Source organism: Duganella qianjiadongensis, assembly GCF_009857915.1.
GTDB lineage: Bacteria > Pseudomonadota > Gammaproteobacteria > Burkholderiales > Burkholderiaceae_D > Rugamonas > Rugamonas qianjiadongensis.
Genome location: NZ_WWCM01000026.1, coordinates 11,611 through 35,574, shown reverse-complemented (window position 1 = coordinate 35,574; position 23,964 = coordinate 11,611). Strand labels below are relative to the sequence as shown.

20 protein-coding genes are annotated in these 23,964 nt (G+C 62.6%); 8 read left to right on the top strand and 12 right to left on the bottom strand.

The window, feature by feature from the left end; genetic code table 11:
* The 7 genes from GTP27_RS21920 to GTP27_RS21890 all read left to right on the top strand — a co-directional run.
* The coding region (locus tag GTP27_RS21920) for an ABC transporter permease (RefSeq protein ID WP_161041226.1) at positions 1-821 on the top strand (821 nt) is incomplete at its 5' end.
* 27 nt (positions 822-848) lie between these two features.
* Complete coding sequence (locus GTP27_RS21915; protein ID WP_161041225.1) at positions 849-2,321, top strand: DUF3138 family protein; 1,473 nt, start codon at positions 849-851, stop codon at positions 2,319-2,321.
* A gap of 23 nt (positions 2,322-2,344) precedes the next feature.
* Complete coding sequence (locus tag GTP27_RS21910; RefSeq protein ID WP_161041224.1) at positions 2,345-3,832, top strand: aldehyde dehydrogenase; 1,488 nt, start codon at positions 2,345-2,347, stop codon at positions 3,830-3,832.
* Positions 3,833-3,840: 8 nt separating this feature from the next.
* Entirely contained in the window at positions 3,841-5,214 is a 1,374-nt protein-coding gene (gene glnT / locus GTP27_RS21905; RefSeq protein ID WP_161041223.1) for a type III glutamate--ammonia ligase, read from the top strand.
* Between the two features lies 1 nt (position 5,215).
* Positions 5,216-6,514, top strand: a complete 1,299-nt coding sequence (locus GTP27_RS21900) for an NAD(P)/FAD-dependent oxidoreductase (RefSeq protein ID WP_161041222.1) — start codon at positions 5,216-5,218, stop codon at positions 6,512-6,514.
* 16 nt (positions 6,515-6,530) lie between these two features.
* Complete coding sequence (locus GTP27_RS21895; RefSeq protein WP_161041221.1) at positions 6,531-7,865, top strand: glutamine synthetase family protein; 1,335 nt, start codon at positions 6,531-6,533, stop codon at positions 7,863-7,865.
* Positions 7,866-7,875: 10 nt separating this feature from the next.
* Positions 7,876-9,237 carry an aspartate aminotransferase family protein gene (locus GTP27_RS21890; RefSeq protein WP_161041220.1) on the top strand — a complete coding sequence of 454 codons (1,362 nt, stop codon included), beginning with the start codon at positions 7,876-7,878 and terminating at the stop codon, positions 9,235-9,237.
* 80 nt (positions 9,238-9,317) lie between these two features.
* On the opposite strand, the gene panB is transcribed toward GTP27_RS21890, so the two are convergent.
* The 6 genes from panB to GTP27_RS21860 form a co-directional block, all read right to left on the bottom strand.
* A complete protein-coding gene (gene panB / locus GTP27_RS21885; protein WP_161041219.1) occupies positions 9,318-10,169 on the bottom strand; it encodes a 3-methyl-2-oxobutanoate hydroxymethyltransferase in 852 nt (283 codons plus the stop codon).
* Positions 10,170-10,269: 100 nt separating this feature from the next.
* A complete protein-coding gene (gene folK / locus GTP27_RS21880) occupies positions 10,270-10,785 on the bottom strand; it encodes a 2-amino-4-hydroxy-6-hydroxymethyldihydropteridine diphosphokinase (protein WP_161041218.1) in 516 nt (171 codons plus the stop codon).
* Positions 10,786-10,799: 14 nt separating this feature from the next.
* On the bottom strand, positions 10,800-12,200 hold the full coding sequence (pcnB, locus tag GTP27_RS21875) for a polynucleotide adenylyltransferase PcnB (protein WP_161041217.1): 1,401 nt from the start codon (positions 12,198-12,200) through the stop codon (positions 10,800-10,802).
* Positions 12,193-12,864, bottom strand: coding sequence for a histidinol-phosphatase (locus tag GTP27_RS21870; RefSeq protein WP_161041227.1), 672 nt, complete (start codon positions 12,862-12,864; stop codon positions 12,193-12,195). Before GTP27_RS21870 ends, pcnB begins: the two co-directional genes overlap by 8 nt.
* Complete coding sequence (hda, locus tag GTP27_RS21865) at positions 12,864-13,550, bottom strand: DnaA regulatory inactivator Hda (protein WP_161041216.1); 687 nt, start codon at positions 13,548-13,550, stop codon at positions 12,864-12,866. The genes GTP27_RS21870 and hda overlap by 1 nt, the downstream gene beginning before the upstream one ends.
* Positions 13,551-13,598: 48 nt before the next feature.
* Positions 13,599-14,681: an AI-2E family transporter gene (locus tag GTP27_RS21860; RefSeq protein WP_161041215.1), complete on the bottom strand. Its 1,083-nt coding sequence runs from the start codon at positions 14,679-14,681 to the stop codon at positions 13,599-13,601.
* Positions 14,682-14,843: 162 nt separating this feature from the next.
* Between GTP27_RS21860 and purM the strand changes: the two genes are divergently transcribed.
* The gene (purM, locus tag GTP27_RS21855; RefSeq protein ID WP_161041214.1) at positions 14,844-15,887 is read left to right on the top strand and encodes a phosphoribosylformylglycinamidine cyclo-ligase; all 1,044 of its coding nucleotides are present in this window, start codon (positions 14,844-14,846) and stop codon (positions 15,885-15,887) included.
* 58 nt (positions 15,888-15,945) lie between these two features.
* Here the strand turns inward: purM and GTP27_RS21850 are convergent, their stop codons facing one another.
* The 6 genes from GTP27_RS21850 to GTP27_RS21825 form a co-directional block, all read right to left on the bottom strand.
* Positions 15,946-17,160 carry a 6-phosphofructokinase gene (locus GTP27_RS21850; protein ID WP_161041213.1) on the bottom strand — a complete coding sequence of 405 codons (1,215 nt, stop codon included), beginning with the start codon at positions 17,158-17,160 and terminating at the stop codon, positions 15,946-15,948.
* Positions 17,161-17,213: 53 nt separating this feature from the next.
* A complete protein-coding gene (locus GTP27_RS21845) occupies positions 17,214-19,217 on the bottom strand; it encodes an alpha/beta hydrolase family protein (protein ID WP_161041212.1) in 2,004 nt (667 codons plus the stop codon).
* 109 nt (positions 19,218-19,326) lie between these two features.
* Positions 19,327-21,381 carry a sodium:solute symporter family protein gene (locus GTP27_RS21840; RefSeq protein ID WP_161041211.1) on the bottom strand — a complete coding sequence of 685 codons (2,055 nt, stop codon included), beginning with the start codon at positions 21,379-21,381 and terminating at the stop codon, positions 19,327-19,329.
* On the bottom strand, positions 21,378-21,716 hold the full coding sequence (locus GTP27_RS21835) for a DUF4212 domain-containing protein (protein ID WP_161041210.1): 339 nt from the start codon (positions 21,714-21,716) through the stop codon (positions 21,378-21,380). The genes GTP27_RS21840 and GTP27_RS21835 overlap by 4 nt, the downstream gene beginning before the upstream one ends.
* A complete protein-coding gene (locus GTP27_RS21830) occupies positions 21,709-23,235 on the bottom strand; it encodes a sensor histidine kinase (protein WP_161041209.1) in 1,527 nt (508 codons plus the stop codon). Before GTP27_RS21830 ends, GTP27_RS21835 begins: the two co-directional genes overlap by 8 nt.
* Positions 23,232-23,912, bottom strand: a complete 681-nt coding sequence (locus tag GTP27_RS21825; protein ID WP_161041208.1) for a response regulator — start codon at positions 23,910-23,912, stop codon at positions 23,232-23,234. The genes GTP27_RS21830 and GTP27_RS21825 overlap by 4 nt, the downstream gene beginning before the upstream one ends.
* Positions 23,913-23,964: the final 52 nt, after the last annotated feature.

Here is a 23,964-nt window from a genome sequence, read left to right as displayed (position 1 = left end):
TCGGGCGCGGCTGGCTGTCCATGGGCTATCTGTTCCTGTATCTGCCTATCGTGGTGCTGGTGGTGTTCTCGTTTAACAGCTCGCGCCAGGACATGATCTGGAGCGGTTTTTCGACGCGCTGGTACACGGAACTGCTGAACGACACGGAGATCATCGGCGGCTTCTGGCTGTCGATCCGCATCGCCGTGTTGACGGCCTGCGCCTCCGTGGTGCTGGGCACGTTCGCCGCGTTCGTGCTGAACCGCTATCAGCGCTTCTATGGCCGCACGCTGTTCTCGGGCATGGTGAGCGCGCCGCTGGTGATGCCGGAAGTGATTATCGGTCTGTCGCTGCTGCTGATGCTGGTGTCGGTGCAGAAGGTATTCGGCTTCCCCGAGCGCGGCCTGACCACCATCTGGCTGGGCCATACGCTGCTCGGTATGGCGTATGCGTCGGTGGTAGTGCAGTCGCGTTTGCAGGAAATGAGCAAATCGCTGGAAGAAGCGGCCATGGACCTGGGCTGCAAGCCGCATCAGGTGTTCTTCCTCGTCACCCTGCCTAACATCACGCAGGCGCTGGGTTCGGCGTGGCTGCTGACGTTTACCCTGTCGCTCGATGATGTGGTGCTGTCGGCCTTCCTGTCCGGCCCCGGTTCCTCCACCATGCCTATCGTGATTTTCTCGCGTGCCCGTCTGGGTCTTGATCCGCGCGTGAACGCGGTGGCGGCGCTGACGATACTGGTCGTTTCCATCGGTGTGGTTGCTTCGAGTTTGTATATGGCGCGTGCCGAGCGCCTGCGGCAGAAACAGATTTCTGCCGCCTTCAAAGCAGATAACGAGTAACGCTAACAACAATCATAAGGAGTAGCTATGCACATACTGAAGAAAGTCGTACTGGCTCTGGCCGTTGCCTACCCAGCCATTGCTGGTGCACAGACCAACAAGGAATTGAAGGCTGAACTCGAAGCGCTGAAAAACCAGGTCAAGCGGCTGGAAGCCCTGATCGAAAAGACCAGCGCCCAGGCGCAGCAGGCCAGCACGCAGGCAGTGCAAGCCAGTACCCAGGCGGCACAGGCCAGCACTCAGGCTGCGGAAGTGAGCACCAAGGTGGCGCAGGTAGCCGATAGCGGCGTCGACCCTGCCGAGTTCAATCGTATCCGTATCAAGACCGAGGCGATGGAAGATGCCAACGAAGCCAACGGCTTCAAAGGCCTGAAGGTATCCGGCTATATCGATCCGACCTATATGCATAACCGCAATGCGAAGACTTCCAGCTTCGTATTCCTGAACAATAACAGCGCGGTGAACGGCTCGACCGAGACCTTCGGCTACGACAATACCTTCTTCGGTAGCGGCATGCTGAACTTCGAGAAGGAACTGGAAGGCGGCACCAAGGTCAAACTGACCATGATGCCGAGTAAGAGCGCTGGCGCCGGCTATAACTTCGGCAATCTGGTGCATGAAGCCACGCTGGTGGTGCCGCTCGGTGATCTGAACACCCGATTGATCGCTGGCCAGTGGGCTGACTGGACCGGCTATGAACTGATTCCGTCGAATCAGAACAAGCTGATTACCCACAACCTGCTGTTCGACTTCTCGGCGGCTAACTTCTACACGGGTGCCGGTATGGAGTTCGTCAGTGGCCAGTGGGATACCAAGGTACTGGTGGGTAATCTGAACCGCTCGCGCATCGAGACGGGCAAGCGCGAGACGCCGGGCCTGTTCTACCGCGTCGATTATGCCAAAGGCGAGTTCAATGGCTTCGGCTTCTCCGGCATTCATGCCGGCTTTGACGACCATGACCAGTTCGGCCGCCTCGATCTGATGGAAGTGGATGGCTACTTCACACGTGGCGACTGGAATGTTCAGGGCCAGCTGTCGTACGGACGCCAGAAAGCCACCGAGTCGAATGCCTACAGCGGCAACGGCACGCACTGGTTCGGCCTGTCCGGTCTGGCGTCGTACAAGATCACGCCGCGCTTCGAAACCATCGCCCGTTTCGACTACATCAACAATCGCGGCAACGGCGGTGGCGTATTCGGTTCCACCTTCGGCGGCACCTGCAAGGACATTAGCGGCGCCGATGCCAACTGCCCGGACGGCCGAAACGGTTTCGGTTCCAGTATGATGTTTGACGGGACCAACTGGGTAGTGGCCGATCCTACCCAGGGCACGCGCCGTTATGCGCTGTCGCTGGGTGTGAACTATGCGCTGATGCCCGGCGTGAATCTGAAGGGCGAATACCGTTACGACCGTTCGTCCGGCAATGTATTCAAGACGTTTGATGAAAGCTACCGCAAAGACAACCACGTGCTGGGTGTTTCGACGGTGGTCAGTTTCTAAAATAGAGAGAAGTGGAGGCGAAGATGACAGCAACATCATGGCATGAGCGTGCAGCACAACTGGAAATCGATGGCCGCGCCGTCATCGGCGGTCAGCGGGTATGGGCTGTGGGCGGGCAGCAGTTTGAAAATCTGTCTCCGATAGACGGGCGCAAGCTCGGTATGGTGGCGCGCTGCGATGCTGCCGATGTGGATGTCGCTGTCGCCGCAGCGCGCGCAGCGTTCGAGGACCGGCGCTGGGCGGGCAAGTCGCCTGCGCAGCGCAAGCGCGTGCTGATCAAATTTGCCGATCTGGTGCAGCAGCACGGTGCCGAGCTGGCGCTGCTGGAAACGCTGGATATGGGCAAACCTATCAAGTATAGCCAGAGCGTGGACGTGGGCGCTACCGCCAACTGCCTGCGCTGGTATGGCGAAGCGATCGACAAGGTGTATGACGAAATCGCGCCGACGGCCGATAACAGTCTGGCGCTGATTACGCGCGAGCCGGTGGGTGTGGTGGCGGCCATCGTGCCGTGGAATTATCCGATGATCATGGCGGCGTGGAAGATAGCGCCTGCGCTGGCGGCCGGTAACAGCGTGGTACTCAAGCCGTCGGAAAAGTCGCCGCTGACGGCGCTGCGTCTGGCCGATATCGCGCTGGAAGCGGGTATACCGGCTGGCGTATTCAATGTGCTGCCCGGCTATGGCCATGAGGCTGGTGCGGCGCTGGCGCTGCATATGGATGTGGATTGCATAGGCTTTACCGGCTCGACCAAGGTGGGCAAACAGATCATGCAGATGGCTGGCCAGTCCAACCTGAAACGGGCGTGGACCGAGCTAGGCGGCAAGTCGGCCAACATCGTCTGCGCCGATTGTCCCGATCTCGACGCTGCCGTGGCAGGCGCCATCGGTTCCATCTATTTCAATCAGGGCGAGAGCTGCAATGCCCCTTCGCGCCTGTTTGTGGAAGCCTCCATCAAGGACCAGTTCATCGACAAGGCGCTGGCCATGATGCCTAACTTCCAGCCCGGCGATCCGCTCGACGAAAGCACCGTGATGGGCGCTATCGTCGATGCTACCCAGCTCAAGACAGTGCTCGGCTATATCGAAGCAGGCAAGGCGGATGGCGCCCGCCTGCTGTCCGGTGGCCAGCAGGCGCGTACGGCCAGCGGCGGCTACTTCGTCGAGCCTACCCTGTTCGATGGCGTCAGTAGCGATATGAAAATCGCCCGCGAAGAAATCTTCGGCCCCGTGCTGTCGGTGCTGAGCTTTACCGATCTGCAGGAAGCGATCCTACAGGCCAACGCTACGCCCTACGGCCTGCAGGCGGCCGTGTGGACGGCGGACATTTCCAAGGCCATCCAGACGGCGCGCGCGCTGCGTGCCGGTACGGTGCATGTCAACCAGTACGACGGGGACGATATCACCGTGCCGTTCGGCGGCTACAAACAGTCGGGCAATGGGCGCGACAAGTCCTTGCACGCCTTCGATAAATATACCGAACTGAAAACCACCTGGATCCAGATCGGCTGAGAGTTCCCATGAATCGTACCCCGTTGAGCACCCGTTCTGTCACCGAGCAGCAGCGCGAACTGGCAGCGCAAGGCATCAAGTATGTCTTCGCCCAGTTCACCGATATCCATGGCGCGGCCAAAGGCAAGCTGATACCGCTGGCTTATCTGCCCGATATCGTGGCGCCCGGCGCGGGCTTCTCGGGGCCGTCGATCTGGGGCACTGGCTTGCCGCGCAACGGCCCCCGTTCCGAATACTATGGCCGTGCCGATCTGGCCACGCTGCAGCCCATGCCATGGATGCCCGGCTATGCGCGGGTGGCACTCGATGGCTATGTGGCGGGCGAGGCTTTCGATGCCTGCCCGCGGCAGGTGCTGCGCAAGCAGGTAGCGCGGCTGGCGCAATATGGCTGGACGCTGAACGCCGGTCTGGAGCCCGAGTTTTTCCTGCTGGAGCAGGGCGCCAACGGTTACGATGCGGAGTTGCGCGATACGCTGGAAAAGCCTTCGTATGACAGCAAGAGCCTGATGCGCAAGCGCGCCTTCCTCGATCAGCTGAGCAGCGGCCTAGATCAGTGCGGGCTGGGCGTATTCCAGATCGACCACGAAGATGCCACCGGCCAGTTCGAAGTGAATTACCGTTATGCCGACGCGCTCAGGGCGGCCGATAACTTCATGCTGTTCAAGATGGCGGCGCACCACCTGGCGGAAGAACAGGGCATGCTGTTTTCCATGATGCCCAAACCATTTGCCGACCGCCCCGGTAGCGGCCTGCATTTCCACCTGTCGCTAGCCGATGCCAGCGGCAAGCCATTGTTCGCACTCGGTGCGGGCGAGGCCGAGCAGGGCGAACATGGTCTGGGGCTATCGCCGCTGGCCTATCATTTCATGGCGGGCCTGCTGCGCCATGCACCGGCATTGACGGCGCTATGTGCGCCGACGGTGAACTCTTACAAGCGCCTGATGTGCGGCGAGTCGCTGTCCGGCACCAGCTGGGCGCCTGCCTTCATCGGCTATGGCGAAAACAACCGCACGGTGGTGGCACGGGTGGTGTACCAGCGTATCGAATGGCGCTTGCCCGATAGCTCGGCTAATCCCTATCTGGCGCTGGCGGGAGTGATTGCGGCGGGGCTCGATGGGATCGAGAATCATCTGCCGGCCAGTGCTCCGGTAAATGAGGATGTGTATGACATGTCGGCCGCGCAGCGCGCCGAACTGGGGCTGCAGATGCTGCCGCAGAATCTGGGTGCAGCCATCGCTGCGCTCAGGGCAGACACGGTACTGGCCGATGCGCTGGGCAGCAGTCTGGTCAGGGAATTTACCGCGCTGAAGAATGCGGAGTGGCTGGAATACTGCCAGCACGTGAGCGCGTGGGAAACCGCCCGATATCTGGATCGATACTGACATGCTGCTCAAAAGAGAAGTGCACCTGACGCAGAACTCCTATTACGAGGCTAGCGTCTCCCGACCCACGCCCAAGGCATCGCTGAACGGTGCGATTCGCGCCGATGTGTGTGTGGTGGGGGCGGGCCTGGCCGGGCTTTCTGCGGCGCTGGAACTGCGCCAGCGCGGCTTTACTGTGGCGCTGCTGGAAGCGAAGACGGTAGGCTGGGGCGCCTCGGGCCGTAATGGCGGCCAGCTGATCGCCGGTTATGCCAGCGATGACGCCATCGAATCGCAGCTCGATGCAGCTGCAGCGCGCGAAGCGTGGCAGGTCACGGTGGATGCACTGGCGCTGGTACGCCAGCGGATAGCCGACCACCAGATCGATTGCGATTTCGTGCCCGGTTATCTGAGTCTGGCCGTGAATGCGCGCAAGGCGCGCGAGCTGGCCGGCTACAGCGAGCAGCTGATGCAGCGCTACGGCTATGCCGTGCAGCCGATTGCGCCCGCCGATGTGGGCAACTGGATAGCCAGCGAACGCTTTCACTCGGGCGTGTATGACCCCCAGTCCGGTCATCTGCATCCGCTCAAATATACGCTGGGGCTGGCGGCGGCAGCGCGGGCTGCCGGTGTGCAGATATTCGAAAATACGCCCGTGCATACGGTGAACCGTGCCAGCCGGCCCGTGGTGCATGCGGAGCAGGGTAGCGTGACCTGTGACTTCGTGGTCATGGCGGGCAATGTGTACCTGAACGAATACGGCAAAGCCGTGGCGCCGGAACTGGCGCCGCGCATCATGCCGGTGGGGACCTACATCATCGCCACTGAGCAGATGGCGCCGGAACGGGCGGCGGCGCTGATCCGGCATCGCGCTGCCGTATGCGATACCAATTTTGTACTCGACTATTTCCGCCCTACTGCCGACCATCGCATGCTGTTTGGCGGGCGTGTCAGCTACAGCGGTGCGACGCCGCTGAATCTGGCCGGCTCCATGCGCCAGCGCATGCTGGCCGTGTTCCCCCAGCTATCCGATCTGGCGGTGCCGCATGCGTGGGGCGGTTTTGTCGACATCACCATGAATCGCGGCCCGGATTTTGGCCGGCTCGGTACGAATATCTATTATCTGCAGGGCTTCTCCGGTCATGGCCTGGCGCTGACCGGCATGGCCGGCCAGCTGGCCGCACAGGCGATTGCAGGGCAGGCCAGCCGCTTCGATTTGCTGGCGCGTCTGCGCCACCACCACTTCCCCGGCGGCGCTGCGCTGCGCACACCGGCCCTCGTGCTGGGCATGCTGTATCACAGGATGAAAGATTTGATGTAACTACTGGAGACGTAAAATGGATCAGGTCATGATGGATTTTCTGCGTGAACGTAATATTCACGAAGTCGAGTGTGTGATAGCCGACATGACCGGCATCGCACGCGGAAAAATACTCCCCAAGGACCTGTTCCTGAGCGAAGGCGAAATGCGTTTGCCCAAGAGCGTGTTGCTCAACACGGTGAACGGCGAACAGCCGAATAACCTGCCTTATGTGGGCGCGACCGATCCCGATATGATCTGCAAGCCCGATCTGGCCACGCTGCGGCAGGTGCCGTGGGCAGCGGAAAACGTGGCGCTGGTGATCCATGATTGCCAGAACTTCGATGGTTCGCCGGTGGGCCTGTCGCCGCGCGCCGTGCTGCGCCGTGTGCTGGCCCTGTACGCGGCACGCGGCTGGCAGCCGGTGGTAGCGCCGGAGATGGAGTTCTATCTGGTCGCGCGCAGCAGCAATCCCCATGAACCGCTGGCGCCACCGCTGGGGCGTAGCGGCAAGCCGGAGTCTGGCCGCCAGTCGTATTCTATCGATGCGGTGAATGATTTCGACCCGTTCTTCCTCGAACTGTCCACCTTCTGCAAGCAGCATGATCTGGGGGTGGAAACGCTGATCCACGAAGCCGGTGCGGGTCAGATGGAAATCAACTTCACTCACGGCGAAGCGCTGGAGCTGGCCGACCGCGTATTCCTGTTCAAGCGCGCCGTGCGCGAAACGGCGCTGCGGCACGGTATCTTCGCCACCTTCATGGCCAAGCCCATGGAGACTGAACCGGGCAGCGCCATGCACATCCACCAGAGCGTGCTGGATAAGGATGGCAACAACATCTTCAGCACCGAAACGGGCGAAGCCAGTGCCCTGTTCTTCAACTATATCGCGGGGCTGGAGCGCTACACTTCGGCGGCCACGCTGCTGCTGGCGCCGCATGTGAATTCCTACCGCCGCCTGTCGCGCTTCATGTCGGCGCCGACCAATGTGCACTGGGGTTATGACAACCGTACCTGCGGCATCCGTGTGCCGAACTCCAATCCGCGCAACCGCCGTGTGGAGAATCGCGTACCCGGCGTGGATGTGAACCCGTATCTGGCTATGGCGGCCACGCTGGCCTGCGGCTATCTGGGCATGCTGGAAGGCTTGCAGCCATCCGACCCTACCTATGGCAGCGCCGAGCATGTGCACGACCAGCTGCCGCGCAATCTGGAAGACGCCATCATGCGGCTGCGCGAGTGCAAGCCGCTCAGCGAGATACTGGGCGAGCTGTTCGTGCAGGCCTTCTGCGAAGTGAAGGAGCTGGAGTTTGCTACCTACAGCCGGGTGATCAGTTCGTGGGAACGCGAACACCTGATGCTACTGGTGTGAGGGGAGCACTATGCACACTACCCGCACAGGTCTGAACTGGCAGCGCGCGCAGGCGCTGGCGGCAAGCGAACGTGCCAGCTATATGGCGCGTAATCCTATCTCGGCAGGGCTGGCGCAGCAGGCCGGCGCGCACATGCTATTCGGTGTGCCCATGCACTGGATGAATGACTGGTCCACGCCGTTTGCGCTGACCGTGGCCGAGGCCAGCGGCGCGCGCTTTCGCGATGCAGACGGTCATGAATATATCGATTTCTGCCTTGGCGATACGGGTGCCATGTTCGGCCATGCGCCGCCGGCTGTAGCGCAAGCGATAGCGCGCCAGTCGGCACGCGGCTACACCGCCATGTTGCCCTCCGAAGATGCTGCGCCGGTGGCGGCGGAACTGGCGCGCCGCTTCGGCCTGCCGTACTGGCAGTTTGCCCTGTCGGCATCGGACGCCAACCGCTTCGTGCTGCGCTGGCTGCGCGCAGCCACAGGGCGCAGCAAGATACTGGTATTTAACGGCTGCTACCACGGCACGGTGGACGACGTGTTTGTCGATCTGGTCGATGGCGTGGCGACCCAGCGCGACAGCCTGCTGGGGCAGGTCTATGCGCTGACCGAACACACGGTGGTGGTGGAGTTCAACGATCTGGCCGCGCTGGAGACAGCGCTGGCGCACGGCGACGTGGCCTGCGTGCTGGCCGAACCGGTGATGACCAATATCGGCATGGTGCTGCCGCAGCCCGGCTTTTGGGACGCGGCGCAGCAGATTATCCGCCGCCATGGAACGCTGCTGGTGATCGATGAAACCCATACCATCAGCAGCGGCCCCGGTGGCTATGCGCGGGCACACGGGATAGCAGCCGATGCGCTGGTGGTGGGCAAGCCGGTAGGCGGCGGCATACCCTGCGCCGTGTACGGCATGACGGCAGCGCTGGCGGCGCGGGTGGAACAGGCCAAGCGCAGCGCGCCCGCCGGGCATTCCGGTGTGGGCACCACGCTCAGTGCCAATATGTTTGCCATGGCAGCCATGCGCGCCAATCTGGAACAGGTGATGACAGAGGCGGCCTATGCGCATATGTTCGCGCTGGCGGCCCGGTTAGCCGATGGATTGCGCGGCGTGATAGCTCGCCATGGTCTGCCATGGTGCGTGACGCAGGTGGGCGCGCGCACGGAGTTCCAGTTCTGTCCTGTGGCGCCTGCGAACGGTACGCAGGCGCAGGCCATCCTCGATAGCGAGCTGGAACACATCATCCACCTGTATCTGCTCAACCGCGGTTTGCTGATTACGCCGTTCCACAACATGCTGCTGGTATGCCCTGCGACCACGGGCGATGATGTGCAGCGGCTGCTGGCGGCGTTCGAAGATTGTGTGCAGGCGCTGCTCTAGCCTGCGCTGCTGGCGGGAGGGATGGACCAGCTAGAGCGGAATAGATGCGTCTAGCTGGTTTTAGACTGGTTTAGCGCGATTTAGAAACAGTGTTCCAGCGCAGGGAAGCTGCCGTCCTTGACAGCGCTGACATAGGCGCTGATGGCCGCGCCGATGCTGGTCTGGCCGTCCATGAAGTTTTTCACGAAGCGCGCTTTGCGGCCCGGGAACACGCCCAGCAGGTCGTGCATCACTAGCACCTGGCCGGAGCAGTCCGGACCGGCGCCGATGCCGATGGTAGGAATGGCCAGCAGGTCGGTAGTTTCCTTGCCCAGCGCGGAAGGAATAGCTTCCAGCACCAGCAGCGTGGCGCCAGCTGCCTGCAGCGCCAGCGCGTCGGCTTTCAGCAGGTCGGCGCTTTCCAGCGTTTTGCCCTGCACCTTATAGCCACCCAGCTGGTGCACCGATTGCGGCGTCAGGCCGAGGTGGGCGCAGACGGGAATCGAGCGCTCGGTGAGGAAGCGCACCGTCTCGGCCAGCCACGCGCCGCCTTCCAGTTTGACCATGTGGGCGCCGGCGCGCATCAGTTTGACGGCATTGTCGAACGCCGATTGCGGCGTGGCGTAGCTGCCGAACGGCATATCGGCCAGCACCAGTGCGGCCTTGCTGCCGCGTGCCACGGCGGCCGTATGGTAGGCCACTTCCTCCACCGTCACCGGCAGGGTAGACGTGTGGCCATTGCAGACCATGCCCAGCGAATCGCCGATCAGCAGCACTTCCACGCCGCAGCTATCCATCAGGGCGGCAAAGCTGGCGTCATAGCAGGTCAGCATGGTGATCTTTTCGCCGCTGGCGCGCAGTTGGGCCAGCGTTGGAACGGTGACAGCCTTGACGGCCGCGGTTTTGGCCGGTGCAGGCGTCGCGCTGGCGGCAGGCTTCTGGCTTGCAGCCATTTCGTTTCCTTGCAGGTAAGCAGACATGGTATTCCTTTAAAGATGTGCTGACCGCGATAGTGTAGTCCTAACGGCTATCGCGCGCTGTAAAGTCAAGAGATCAGGTGATCAGGTCTATGCGCTGATCGGCCACGGCGCCAGCGTAAGCCTGCGCTGCGCCCAGACCGGGAATGTGGATGGCCGGTGCCAGTTCCAGCAGCGGCACCAGCACAAAGGCCCGCTCGGTGATGCGCGGGTGCGGCACGGTCAGCGTGGGCGTGGCGATGCGGGCGTCGGCGTACAGCAGCAGATCGAGGTCCAGCGTGCGCGGCGCATTGCGGTAGGGGCGCTCGCGGCCATGGGCCTGTTCGATGCCGTGCAGAGCCGCCAGCAGCTCGGCTGCGCCCAGCGTGGTGCTGATGCGGGCGACGGCGTTGACGTAATCGTCGCCGCCGGCGTCGATGGGTGCCGTGCGGTAGAGCGAGGAAGCGGCCATCAGCGTGCAGCCGGGCAGGGCTTGCAGGCGGCGCAAGGCATCTTCCACCTGCGCGCGGGCGTCGCCCAGATTGGCGCCGATGCCGATGTAGGCAATGGCGAAGGGCAGACCGCCCTGTTCAGCCATATTGTGTATGCTCATGGTGCGGCAGTAGCCTAGTCGTGCTCGCCGTGGCCACCGGCATCGCCGCCGCTGTCAGCGCCTTCGCCGCCCTTGCCGGAACGGTTACGGCCGCCGCGGCGCGGACCGCGCTTGCGCTTGGCGCCGGCGCTGCCGGCCGGCTGGCTGGCCGCCGTGATCAGCTGTTCGCGTTCGGCCTCGTCGCCCTCGTAGAAGGCAGTCCACCACTCGCCGATCTCGGCGTCGATTTCGCCCGAGGCGCAGCGCAGCAGCAGGAAGTCGTAGCCGGCGCGGAAGCGCAGGTGTTCCAGCAGCTTGTATGGCGCCTTGCCGACGCGGCGCTCGAAGCGCGGCTGCATGGCCCAGATGTCGCGCATGTCGGAGCCGATCTTGCGCTGCAGGGCCAGTTTTTCCGTCTGCGATTCCAGCACATCGTCCGCAGCCAGATGCAGGGCGGGGATGGTCTGCTCGCCCGAGGCGCGGTAGGCTTCCCATTTTTCCAGTACCTGATGCCACAGCAGCGAGGCAAACAGGAAGCCCGGCGAAGCAGTCTTGCCAGCGTGGATGCGGGCATCGGTGGAGTCCAGTGCCAGCGTCACGAACTTGGCGCCCAGCGGCTGCTCCAGTACCACGTCCAGCAGCGGCAGCAGGCCGTGGTGCAGGCCCTGTGCGCGCAGCTGCTGCAGGCAGGCCAGCGCATGGCCGCTCATCAGCAGCTTGAGCATTTCGTCGAAGATGCGCGCGGCAGGAACGTTGTTGATCAGCGGCGCCATCACCTTGATCGGCGCGCCCGTATGCGGTTCGATCTCGAATTTCAGCTTGGCGGCAAAGCGCACCACGCGCAGCATGCGCACCGGATCTTCGCGGTAGCGGTTTTCCGGCTGGCCGATGATGCGCAGCGTCTTGGCGCGGATGTCGGCAATGCCGCCGTGGTAATCGAGCACCTGCTGGTTGGCCGGGTTGTAGTACATGGCGTTGATGGTGAAATCGCGCCGCGCCGCATCTTCGGCCTGGCTGCCGAAGGTGTTATCGCGCAGCACGCGGCCATGTTCGTCTTTCGGCGCATTGTCCGAGCTGGTGCCACGGAAGGTGGTCACTTCCAGCAGATCCTGACCGAACATCACGTGCACGATCTGGAAGCGCTTGCCGATGATGAAGGCGCGGCGGAACAGCTTGCGCACCTGCTCCGGTGTGGCATTGGTGGCGATGTCGAAGTCTTTCGGCTTCACGCCCAGCAGCAGGTCGCGCACTGCGCCGCCCACTACGAAGGCTTCGTAGCCGGCTTCCTGCAGCGTGCTGGTGACGCGCACGGCGTTATTGGACAGCAGACGCGGATCGATACCATGAGCGTCCGGCCCCAGCACCACAGGGGCGCTGGTATCGCGTTCGGCTTTGCTCTTGGTGCCGAGGATTTTGCGGATCAGTTTCTTAATCATTGAATAGGTCGATATGTGGCCAGCCATGTTCGGCGGCGTGCTGTTTGAGTTTGGCGTTCGGATTGGTGGCGACCGGATGGCTGACGATGGACATCAAAGGCAGGTCGTTATGCGAATCGCTGTAGAAGTGCACCTTGCCGAAGTCTTCCAGCTGCTTGCCCATGTTGGCCAGCCATGCTTTGGTGTGGGTGACTTTGCCCGCGCCTTGCGTTGGCGTGCCGAGCAGCTTGCCGGTCAGATTACCGGCGCTATCGGTTTCCGGCACGGCGGCAATCAGGTGCTCCACGCCCAGCGCCTTGGCGATGGGGCGGGTGACAAACTGGTTGGTGGCCGTGACGATGGCCAGCAGATCGCCCGCGTCGCGGTGCTTCTGCAGCAGTGCCAGTGCGCTCGGGCGGATCGCCGGCAGGACCACTTCCTGCATGTACTGTTCCTGCATGGCCGCCAGCCGCTCGCGCGGGAAGCTGGCCAGCGTGCCGAGCGAGAACTCCAGATATTCGACAGGATCGAGCGTGCCGGCCTGATACTGGGCGAAGAAGGCGTCGTTACGGCGGGCGAATTCGGCCGCATCAACCGCGCCTATGCGCACTAGGAACTGGCCCCATTCGTAGTCGGAGTCGATAGGCAGCAGGGTATGGTCGAGGTCAAATAGGGCGAGATTCATCATGCTTGAGCTTCCGCCTGCAACCACTCGCGCAGCAAGGGCAGGGTGATCGGGCGTTGGGTTTGTAGGGAATACTGGTCCAGCGAATCGAGCATGGTCGAAAGTGACCGCATGTCGCGCTGGAAGTGAGACAGCAAGTAGGGTATCACGCCCGGCGACAGGGTCAAGCCGCGGGCGCTGGCAGCGGCGGCGAGGGCGGCGGCTTTTTCGTCGTCGGTCAGGCCGTGCACCTGATAGATCAGACCCCAGCCCATGCGGGTGCGCAGGTCTTCGCGCACCGGCAGCACGGCAGGTGCTACCGCGCCGCTGCACACCATGTAGGCGGCATTGGCGCGGATTTCGTTAAACAGGGCAAACGCGTCGATCTGTGCCAGCGGCGAGAGCTTTTCGCAATCGTCCAGCAGGTACAGGTCCACCTCGGGCGAGTAGACGAACTCGGATTCGATCGAAAACGGCGAGATATAGCGGGCGCGCAGCTGGTCCGCCTCGCTGCCGGCGCTGGCCAGCGCCTTGAGCAGGTGGCTCTTGCCCACGCCCTCGTTACCCCACAGGTAGGCGAAATGCTCGCGCGCGCTGCGGTCGGCAAACTGCCCCAGCAGCGCCACGGCTTCGGCGTTCTGCCCTACCTCGAAGGAGCTGAGGCTGTGCGCCGGGTCCGCGCCTAAATCGAGCACCAGCTGCTTCATGGCGCCCGCCTGAATGTGATCTTTTGCATAACGTTTTTCTGTTCCACGTTACGCATTATAGAAGCTGCTGCGCAGGTAGTGGCGGCGCAGGTGTTTAAACGCCACCATCAGGATGGCCGAAGCGGGCAATGCCAGCAGCACGCCGACGAAGCCGAACAGCTGGCCGAAGGCCATCAGGGCGAAGATGACGGCCAGCGGATTGAGGCCGATACGCTCGCCCACCAGCCGTGGCGTGAGGAAGAAGCCTTCGATGACCTGACCGGCGCCGTAGATGATGGCCACCGCCACCATGCCACTGAGGTCGTTAAACTGCAGCACGGCCGAAATCAGCGCCAGCACCAGCCCCAGACCGAAACCGAGGTAGGGGATGAACACCAGCAGGCCGGTGATGATCCCCACCGGCAGCGCCACTTCGAAACCGGCAATGCCCAGCGCCGCCGAGTAGTACACGGCCAGCACCAGCATCACCAGCAGCTGGCCCCGCAGATACTGGGCCAGCAGGGCGTCGACTTCCTCGGCCATGGCCACGGTGGCGCCTATCCAGCGGCGCGGCACGCAGGCGGCGATGCGAGCCAGCATGGCGTGCCAGTCCAGCAGCAGGTAGAACAGCACGACGGGTATCAGCACCAGCGTGGCCAGCCAGCCCAGCACGGCGGTGCCGCCGGTACGGGCGGAATTGAGTACGGCAGTCCAGATTTCATCGCCGCTGGTGGCCATCTGCTGCGACACCAGCTTCTTGATGCCGACGCTGTCGAGGCGGATTTTCACGCCCATTTCCTGCAGGCGCGGGCCCAGCATATCGTTGATCTTGGCCAGAAACGCGGGGATCTGCGCCTGCATCAGGGGGATTTCCTTTTGCAGCACGGGCACCACGATCAGCACCAGCGTGGCAATGGCGGAGAAGAACAGCAGCATTACTACCAGCACGGCCAGGGCGCGCGGCACCTGCCAGCGGTGCAGGCGGACGCGGTGCAGGGCGTCGACGCCGGGATTGAGCGCGTAGGCAAAGATGGCGGCAGCGAGGAAGGGCGTGAGGATGGGGCCCAGCGTCACCAGCAGGAAGAAAAATGCCGCCCAGACCGCGAGCCAGAATGCTGTTTGCTTTTGCTCTAGCGTGAGGGGAAATGGCATGGAGTGTGATTTAGATAGTTAAAAACGGCTGTGGCCTTAGGCATTTTGCTAAAATAGCGGTCTTACCGGCTTGTCGCGCTGCTTTTTTGCGCATTTTCGTGCCATTTTGCTACGAAACAGGTCGCCGCCTTCTATTTTACCGCCTCCGCTGCGAAATACACCATGAGCCAAACTTCTAATGTTTCCCTGTCTTACCGTGATGCCGGCGTCGATATCGATGCAGGTGACGCTTTAGTCGAAGCGATCAAGCCATTTGCCAAGCGTACCCTGCGCGAAGGCGTGATGGGCGGCTTGGGTGGTTTCGGCGCCATGTTCGAAATTAGCAAAAAATACAAGGAGCCAGTGCTGGTGTCCGGTACCGACGGCGTGGGCACCAAACTGAAACTGGCGTTCGAACTGAATCGCCACGACACCGTGGGCATCGATCTGGTGGCCATGAGCGTCAACGACATTTTGGTACAGGGCGCCGAGCCGCTGTTCTTCCTCGACTATTTCGCCTGCGGCAAACTCGATGTGGCCACCGCCACCGACGTCATCAAGGGCATCGCCCAGGGTTGCGAACAGGCTGGCTGCGCGCTGATCGGCGGCGAAACGGCTGAAATGCCTTCCATGTACCCTGCCGGCGAATACGATCTGGCCGGCTTCGCCGTGGGCGCAGTAGAAAAATCGCAGATCATCGACGGCAGCAAGATCGTGCCGGGCGACGTGGTGCTGGGTCTGGCCTCGTCGGGCGTGCACTCGAACGGCTATTCGCTGGTGCGCAAGATCATCGAAGTGGCCAAGCCTGATCTGGAAGGCGACTTCCATGGCCGCAAACTGGCCGACGTGCTGATGCAGCCTACCCGCATCTACGTGAAACCGCTGCTGGCGCTGATGGCCTCGATGGAAGTCAAAGGCATGGTGCACATCACCGGCGGCGGTCTGGTGGAAAACATCCCGCGCGTACTGCAGGACGGTCTGGTGGCCGAACTGGATGCCAAATCGTGGACCATGCCTCCGCTGTTCACCTGGCTGCAGCAGCATGGCGGCGTGGCCGACGCAGAAATGCACCGCGTATTCAACTGCGGCATCGGCATGACCGTCATCGTTTCGCAGGAAAACGCTGCCGCTGCTAAAGCCCAGCTGGAAGCCGCTGGCGAAACCGTCTACACCATCGGCCGCATCCGCGCCCGCGTGGGCGACGAGCATCAGACCATCGTGGTCTGATACGCGCAATAACCAGCGTCTGAAAAAAAGCGCAGCCCCGTCAGGGTGCTGCGCTTTTTTATTTGCGCAGGATTTTGCCGACGGGCGCAGGGCGCAGGCGGAAGGCGTCCGGCATGCCGGAGCCCAGCAGCGGGCGCAGATACAGGCGGAAAGCGTCCGTCACGTCGGTGCCGCTGGCGCTGATGAACTCATCTTCCATGGTGCGGGTTTTGCCCGCCACAGCATCAAGCGGCAGCAGTTCGTAATCAACTGAGTAGAAGCCGGTGCGTTTGATGGCCACCGAGCCATTGCGCTGGCCCCACATGGCAAACTGCACGGCTTTTTCGCCCACCTCGCGCGCCTCGCGCTGGTCCACGTCCGACACGCAGCCGATGAAGGAGCGTTGCAGATAGCCGAAGGTGTCGCCGCGCACCCGTTTGATGCCCAGTTTGGCCTTGATCTCGTCGCACAGCAGATCGGCCAGTGCGCCCGTGCCCGAGAGCTGGACATTGCCATGGGCATCGCGCTCGATGTCCTTGGCCAGCAGGCTGGCGATCGGCGTACCCGAGGCGTCGTGTATGCCTTCCGATACGGCGATCACGCAGCGGCCATAGCGCGCGTAGCAGTCTTTGACGTCGTGCAGGAACTGCTCGAGCGAGAACACCCGCTCCGGCAGATAGATCAGGTGCGGGCCATCGTCGGCGAATTTCTTGCCCAGTGCGGAAGCGGCGGTGAGGAAGCCGGCATGGCGGCCCATTACTACGCCCACGTACACCCCGGGCAGCGAGGCGTTATCGAGGTTGGCGCCGGCAAAAGCCTGTGCCACAAAGCGCGCCGCCGAAGGGAAGCCCGGCGTGTGGTCATTGCCGACCAGATCGTTGTCTATCGTTTTGGGGATGTGGATGCAGCGCAGCGGGTAGCCGGCTGCCTGGGCCTGTTCGCTGACGATGCGCACCGTATCGGAGGAGTCGTTGCCGCCGATGTAGTAGAACTGTTCGATCTGGTGGGCCTGCAGCACCTTGAAGATTTCCGCACAATATGGCACGTCCGGCTTGTCGCGGGTGGAGCCCAGCGCCGACGAAGGCGTGGCCGCCACCAGTTCCAGATTGTGGCTGGTTTCGCGCGTCAGATCGACCAGGTCTTCGTTGATGATGCCGCGCACGCCGTGCAACGCGCCATACACCAGACTGACGTCGCGGAAGCGGCGCGCTTCCAGCACCACGCCCGCCAGCGACTGATTGATCACGGCGGTGGGACCGCCTCCCTGTGCGACCAGAATTCTGCCTGAAGACATGCTTGCCCCTCCATAGAGTTTGAACCAGCTGTCCCCAGACTATAGCGCGAACTTCAGTGCTTGCCGATATGTTTGTCGAGGAATTTCTCTACCCGGGCCCAGAAATCGTAGCGTGTGGCCGGCAGGCTCCAGCCGTGGCCTTCATCCGGATATTCCACCCATTCCACATCGGGATTGGTCTGCTTCACGGCCTGATAGAAGCGCGTGCCATGTACCAGCGGCACGCGCAGATCGGAGCCGCCGTGGGCCAGCAATAGCGGCTGTTTGATGCGGGCAGCCTGCAGGATGGGCGAGGTCGCTTTGAGCTGTTCCGCATCTTTTTCCGGATCGCCCACCAGTTGCGGAATGCCGTACTCTTTCCAGCTTTCCGACATATCGGAAACGTAGGCCCAGTGGCCGGTGCGCATCAGGTTGATGTCGGTGACGCCGGCCCATTCAATGCCGCAGCGGTACAGATCGGTATCGTTCACCAGCCCCATCAGGGTGGCATAGCCGCCATAGCTGGCGCCGGCGATGCAGACGCGCTGTGCATCGGCCGTGCCGCGGGCGATGGCCCAGCGCGTGCCGTCGGCGATATCGTCCTGCATTTTCAGGCCCCATTGCTTCCAGCCGGCGCGGAAGTGTTTTTTGCCAAAACCTGTGCTGCCACGGTATTCCGGCTGCAGCACGGCATAGCCGCGCGAGGCGAGGAACTGCACTTCCGGATCCCAGTGCCAGCTGCTGCCCCGCATATACGGGCCGCCATGCACCAGCACTACCATGGGCAGGTTCTTGCCTTCGCCTTGCGGAATGGTCAGCCAGGCCGGAATGTCCAGCCCGTCGCGGGCTTGGTAATGCACCAGGGTGGTCCTTGCCATCTGCTCCGGCTTGATGGTGGGATGCGCTTCGCCCACCGCCATCAGCTTCTGCGTGCTACGGTTGTATAGCATGGTGCGATTCGGCCAGATGTCAGCGTAGGAATTGACCAGCACCCATGGTGTTTCAGCCCGGCGCGGTGCCGTCAGCAGGTTGATGGTGTTGGGCAACATGCTGTCGACTTTGGCCTGCATGGCTTTGAATTCGTCATCCAGCCATTCGGTGGCGTAGGCATCGTTGAGATAGCGTACGCCTAACAGCTTCTGTTCGTTCATCACCAGATGGCCGCTGAAGTCGTAGCCTTCCAGCCGCACCAACGGTTTTTCCGACAGAGTCAGCTTGTTCACGTCGAAGGTATAGACGGCCGAAGTGTTCTGGCCATGGCTGGCGATCACGTACAGCGTGCCATCGGGGCCAAACGAGAGCGGGCTGAAGTGGCCCTTGCTTTCGCCGTATGCATTGAACTCGGCCAGTTTGCGCCAGGCTTTGCTTGCCGGATCGAGGTAGAGGATGCTGCTGATGCCTTTATCCAGCGTCTGTACCAGCCGCGGCTCGCCCTGATAATCGAGCAGCCAGTGTTTGGCGTGATCGGGCGTGGCGATGGCTTCCGCTGCCAGACGGCCCGTGACGGTGTTCACCTTCAGCAGACTGACATAGTCGACCTGGGCACGGCCACTGTAATGGCGCTCCTGTACATACAGATAATCGCTATTCTGCGCGCCAGCCTGAGCGAGCAGGAAAGTGTGATTGGACAGCAGGTCGCGGGTGTTGCGGGTGGCCGATGCGTCGGTGATGAATGGCGTTGCAGCGCGCAGGGCCAGCTGGCGGAAACCCGTACCGTCACGGTTGACGGCGTACAGGCCGGGCCAGTAGCGCTGATTGCCCTGCGCCGCTTCGCGGTCGGCCGCAGTGAACGCGAGGCGCTGATCGTTGACCCACTGGAAATCGCCGATATCGGCATCAGTGAAATTTCCCACCACAGTGATTTTTTCCGTTGCCAGTTCCAGCACGGCGAGCCGTTCGCGTTTGCCGCTGGCGCCGATTTTCACGGCCAGATACTGACCGTTGGGCGAGAACACAGCAGCGCTGAGCTGGGGCTGGGAAAAGAAGTCACTGAGGGATGGACGCTCGTCGGCCTTTGCGGGCAGGCACATGAGCTGGAACGCGGCAGCGGCCAGTAACAGCAAATAGCGGAATGGCATAAGGTACTTTCTTGTGACAAGTTAGGCGTAGACAGTCCGCCAGATTGCGCACAATAGCATCCTGTTGTTAAAAAATCTATGTTGCCTATGTATCTTCGTGTTGCGACCGTCATTGTTCCGGCGCGCGGATGTAGTCGACCAGTGCCACGGTGGCCGGGGCGGGAGCGGGCGTGCACAGACTGACGGCGAGCATGCTCAGTATGCCGGCAGGTACGCCGAAAATGCCCGCCGAGATAGGGGCAATGTGGAACCACTGCGCTGCGCTGCTGCCGCCCAGAATCGGATTGGTATGCAGCATGTAGTACACGCACACGCCGAAGCCCGTCAGCATGCCGGCCACCGCGCCTTGTGTGGTGCAGCGTTTCCAGAATACGCCCAGTACCAGCGCCGGGAACAGGGTGGAGGCGGCTAGCGAAAAAGCCGCACCCACCAGCGACAGGATGTCGCCCGGCTTCTGCGAAGCGGTGTAGGCCGCCACGAATGCCACGCCGAGCAGCAGCAGCTTGGAGATGGTTACCCGCTTCTGGGTCGAGGCGCTACGGTCCACCACCTTGTAGTACACATCGTGCGACAGGGCATTGGAAATGGCCAGCAGCAGGCCATCGGCGGTGGACAGGGCAGCGGCCAGACCGCCCGCTGCTACCAGCCCGGATATGACATAGGGCAGGCCGGCGATTTCCGGCGTGGCCAGCACCAGCACGTCGGCGTCGATGGTGATCTCGGCCAGCTGCACGATGCCGTCGTGGTTGATGTCGCTGATGCTGAACAGGGGATTGAGCTTGTCCACATTGGCCCAGTAGGACACCCAGTTGGGCAGGTGGTGATAATCGATGCCCACCAGTGCACTGTAGATATCGTATTTGACCAGCACCGCCAGCGCCGGTATGGTCAGGTAGATCAGCAGGATGAAGAACAGGGTCCAGAACACCGAGGTGCGGGCTTCATGCACATTCGGCGTGGTGTAGGAGCGCATCAGGATGTGCGGCAGGGCGGCTGTGCCCAGCATCAGGCAGAACACCAGTGCGAGGAAGTTGTTGCGCTTGATGTCGGAGCTGGCCGGATCGCCCGGATAGGGCGTGGCGTGCGGCGTAATCGGTTCGGAGCGTGCCAGCGCCTGCGCGCGCGCTTCGCTCCACACCCGCTCCGCTTCGTCGGCCGATTTGGGATAGGCGATCAGGGCCCGTTCGGCGCTGCGGATTTCCAGCAGCGAGGCATTGCGGTGCTTGACCTTGTCGAGCTTGTGCTGGACTTCCAGTCTGCCTGCTTCCCACGAGGCGGGCAGGCCGCGCAGACGGCTTGCGTAATCATCGGCGCGCTGGCGGAAGATGGCGCGCACTTCCGCTTCGCGCGGGTCGGCCTGCAGCACGGCTTCGCGTGCGCTCAGCTTGGGCAGCAGCTTGCCGTAGGCCAGTTGCGGTATCGGGTTATCGCTATGCTTGGCCGACAGCCAGACGGCCGGAATCAGGAAGGCCACCACGATGATGATGTACTGGGCCACCTGGGTCCACGTGATGCCGCGCATGCCGCCGAGGAAGGAGCACACCAGTATGCTGGCCAGACCGAGGAAGATGCCGACCGAGAAATCCACCCCGGTAAAGCGCGAAGCGATCAGGCCTACTGCGTAGATCTGCGCCACCACATAGGTAAAGGAGACGATGATGGTAGCCGCCACGGCCAGCAGGCGCACCACGTTGCCACCGCCTGCGGGATTAGCGGCGCCGCCGTAGCGCTCGGCCAGAAAATCGGGAATGGTGTACTGGCTGAATTTGCGCAGATAGGGCGCAATCAGCAGCGCCACCAGAACGTAGCCGCCGGTCCAGCCCATGATGTAGGCCAGTCCGTCGAAGCCGCGCAGATACAGGCCGCCGGCCAGACTGATAAAACTGGCGGCGGAAATCCAGTCGGCCGCTGTGGCCATGCCGTTGAACACGGCCGGCACGCGCCGCCCCGCCACATAGTATTCGAGTACGTTGGAAGTACGGCTGATGACGCCGATGGTGGCGTACAGCACGATGGTGGAAAACATGAACAGGTAGCCTATCCAGATGCGCGACATGCCTTCCTGTTCCAGCACTGCCAGCGAGACCAGAAAACCGGCGAAGCCGGCGGTGAACATCAGGTAGTAGCTGCGCAGGCGCTGGCGGAATGTGCGGGCGGCCTTCATGGACGCGGCTCCTTGCTGCCGGAGCGCGGCACGCGGGCAGCTTTGTCGAGGCGGCGCATGCGCCAGGCGTAGTAGGCCAGTATGCCCAGATACACCAGACAGGAACCCTGCGCGGCCAGATAGAACGACAGCGGCCAGCCGAACAGACTGAGGTTGGCCAGTTCGCGCGCAAAGAAGGCTGCGCCGAAGCCCGTCACTAGCCACAGCAGCAGCAACTGTACCGACAGGCGGCGCGTGCGCTGCCAGTGCTGGGCGCGGGTAATACGCGCCTGCGCTGCCGGCAGGACGGGGGCGGACGGCTGGCTTAGCGGCTGCGGTGGCGTGGCGTTATCCATAATACGGTGCTTCGCTTTCTTCTATCGGCGGCTCGGGCGGTAGCGGGAAGGCCAGCCGGAACAGGGCGCCCGGCAGCTTGGGCTGGGTGGCGCGCGGATTGTTATAGATTTCCACTTCCACCCCGTGCTGATGGGCGATTTCGCGCACGATAGCCAGCCCCAGACCACTGCCTTCGGCCTTGTTGCCGAGGATGCGGTAGAAGCGCTCGAACACGCGCTGGCGCTCGGCCGGTGCGATGCCGGGCCCCGTATCTTCCACTTCGAGGATGGCGTGCTGCTCGTCGCTGCGCACACGCACGGTTACGCTGGCGCCGGACGGAATATAACTCAGCGCATTGTCGATCAGGTTGGACAGCATTTCGCGCAGCATGGTGGGGTTGCCTTCGATTTCCAGCGGCTGGTCCGGACCTTCGTAGCCGAGGTCTATGCGCGCCGCGAACGAGGCCGAGACCCAGTCCTGCACCGTGCTGCGTGCCAGATCGGACAGGCTCAGTAGCTGCATGCTGGTGCCGGCCTGCGGCTGGTTTTCTGCGCGCGCCAGTGCCAGCAGCTGGTTGACCAGACGGGTGGCCGCTTGCGAACTTTTGGCCAGCTGTTCCAGCGAGCGGTGGATTTCCGCGCTATCGGTCTGGCGCAGCGCCAGTTCGGACTGCATGCGCATGCCGGCCAGCGGAGTTTTCATCTGGTGCGCCGCATCGGCGATGAAGCGCTTCTGCATCTCGATGGAAGAGGACAGCCGCGCCAGCATGTCGTTGAGCGAATTGACCAGCGGCGAAATCTCTTCCGGCACCTGATTCGGCGCGATCGGGCTAAGGTCGTCGGAACCGCGCGCGCGGATGCGTTCCTGCAGCTGGGCCAGCGGCGACAGGCCGCGCGCCAGCGCAAACCACACCAGTGCCAGCACGATGGGCAGGATGATGAACTGGGGCAGTATCACACCCTTGATGATTTCATTGGCCAACTGGGCGCGTTTTTCCAGCGTCTCGGCCACCTGCACCAGTGCCAACGGCGCTTCGCTGCCGGGCGGGTGTTCCAGCCGCACGTAGGCGTAAGCGATGCGCACCGGCGTGCCATGCATGCTGTCGTTGCGGAAGTGGACGTTGGCACTGGTGGGCAGCTCTTCTTCGTCCAGCACGGGCGGCGGCAGATCACGGTCGCCGTCGATATGTTCGCCGTGCGGGCCCTGAATCTGGAAGTAGACATTGTCGATATCGTCGGCGCGCAGGATGTCGCGCGCCGAGCCGGGCAGGCCCTTGATGACTTTGCCATCCACGGCGCGCACCTGCTGCGCCAGCACGGTGACGCTGTCTTCCAGCGCATGGTCGAAAGGCTGGTTGGCAATCGACTTGGCCACCAGATAGGTGATGGCGATACTCATCGGCCAGAGCAGCAGCAATGGCGCCAGCATCCAGTCCAGAATCTCGCCGAACAGCGAATGCTGTATGCCTTCATCCGCCTCCGCCGCGGGCGGCTGGTAGTCCAGCGCAGCGTCCTGCTGCACGGCGGATTGCTCTGTCACTTGGCCGGTTCCGCGTATTTCTCGAGGCAGTAGCCCAGGCCGCGCACGGTGGCAATGCGGATGCCGCCCGTTTCGATTTTCTTGCGCAGCCGGTGCACATACACTTCGATGGCGTTATTGCTGACCTCTTCGCCCCATTCGCACAGATGGTCCACCAGCTGTTCCTTGGAGACCAGACGGCCGCTGCGCGCCAGCAGAATTTCCAGCAGCCCCAGCTCGCGTGCCGACAGGTCCAGCATCTGCTCGTTGATATAGGCGCTGCGGCCCACCTGATCGTAGCTGAGCGGGCCATGCTTGACGATGGCGCCGCCACCGCCGGCGCCACGCCGGGTCAGTGCGCGCACCCGTGCTTCCAGCTCGGACAGGGCAAACGGCTTGGCCATGTAGTCGTCGGCGCCCAGATCGAGGCCGTTGACGCGCTGTTCTATCGAATCGGCTGCCGTCAGGATCAGCACCGGCAGGCGCGATTCGCGCGCGCGCAGGCGGCGCAGCACTTCCAGACCGGATAGCTTGGGCAGGCCCAGATCCAGTATCAGCAGATCGAACTCCTGGGTGGCGAGGGCGGTATCGGCTTCCTGGCCATTGCCTACGCAATCGATGGCATAGCCCGACTGGCGCAGCGAGCGGGTCAGGCCATCGGCCAGAACGCTGTCGTCCTCGGCAAGTAAAATACGCATGTAAAACACTCCGGCTGTACGAGCCCGTATTGTGTTGCATTTCGCGGCAAGT

Excerpts from the sequence above, each read along its gene's own strand:
- GTP27_RS21890 (WP_161041220.1), top strand. The coding sequence starts at position 7,876 with ATGCACACTACCCGCACAGGTCTGAACTGGCAGCGCGCGCAGGCGCTG.
- glnT (WP_161041223.1), top strand. The coding sequence starts at position 3,841 with ATGAATCGTACCCCGTTGAGCACCCGTTCTGTCACCGAGCAGCAGCGC.
- GTP27_RS21900 (WP_161041222.1), top strand. The coding sequence starts at position 5,216 with ATGCTGCTCAAAAGAGAAGTGCACCTGACGCAGAACTCCTATTACGAG.
- GTP27_RS21870 (WP_161041227.1), bottom strand. The coding sequence starts at position 12,864 with ATGAATCTCGCCCTATTTGACCTCGACCATACCCTGCTGCCTATCGAC.
- GTP27_RS21895 (WP_161041221.1), top strand. The coding sequence starts at position 6,531 with ATGGATCAGGTCATGATGGATTTTCTGCGTGAACGTAATATTCACGAA.
- hda (WP_161041216.1), bottom strand. The coding sequence starts at position 13,550 with ATGAAGCAGCTGGTGCTCGATTTAGGCGCGGACCCGGCGCACAGCCTC.
- GTP27_RS21860 (WP_161041215.1), bottom strand. The coding sequence starts at position 14,681 with ATGCCATTTCCCCTCACGCTAGAGCAAAAGCAAACAGCATTCTGGCTC.
- GTP27_RS21845 (WP_161041212.1), bottom strand. The coding sequence starts at position 19,217 with ATGCCATTCCGCTATTTGCTGTTACTGGCCGCTGCCGCGTTCCAGCTC.
- folK (WP_161041218.1), bottom strand. The coding sequence starts at position 10,785 with ATGAGCATACACAATATGGCTGAACAGGGCGGTCTGCCCTTCGCCATT.
- purM (WP_161041214.1), top strand. The coding sequence starts at position 14,844 with ATGAGCCAAACTTCTAATGTTTCCCTGTCTTACCGTGATGCCGGCGTC.
- GTP27_RS21915 (WP_161041225.1), top strand. The coding sequence starts at position 849 with ATGCACATACTGAAGAAAGTCGTACTGGCTCTGGCCGTTGCCTACCCA.
- GTP27_RS21850 (WP_161041213.1), bottom strand. The coding sequence starts at position 17,160 with ATGTCTTCAGGCAGAATTCTGGTCGCACAGGGAGGCGGTCCCACCGCC.
- GTP27_RS21835 (WP_161041210.1), bottom strand. The coding sequence starts at position 21,716 with ATGGATAACGCCACGCCACCGCAGCCGCTAAGCCAGCCGTCCGCCCCC.
- GTP27_RS21840 (WP_161041211.1), bottom strand. The coding sequence starts at position 21,381 with ATGAAGGCCGCCCGCACATTCCGCCAGCGCCTGCGCAGCTACTACCTG.
- GTP27_RS21910 (WP_161041224.1), top strand. The coding sequence starts at position 2,345 with ATGACAGCAACATCATGGCATGAGCGTGCAGCACAACTGGAAATCGAT.
- pcnB (WP_161041217.1), bottom strand. The coding sequence starts at position 12,200 with ATGATTAAGAAACTGATCCGCAAAATCCTCGGCACCAAGAGCAAAGCC.
- panB (WP_161041219.1), bottom strand. The coding sequence starts at position 10,169 with ATGGCTGCAAGCCAGAAGCCTGCCGCCAGCGCGACGCCTGCACCGGCC.
- GTP27_RS21825 (WP_161041208.1), bottom strand. The coding sequence starts at position 23,912 with ATGCGTATTTTACTTGCCGAGGACGACAGCGTTCTGGCCGATGGCCTG.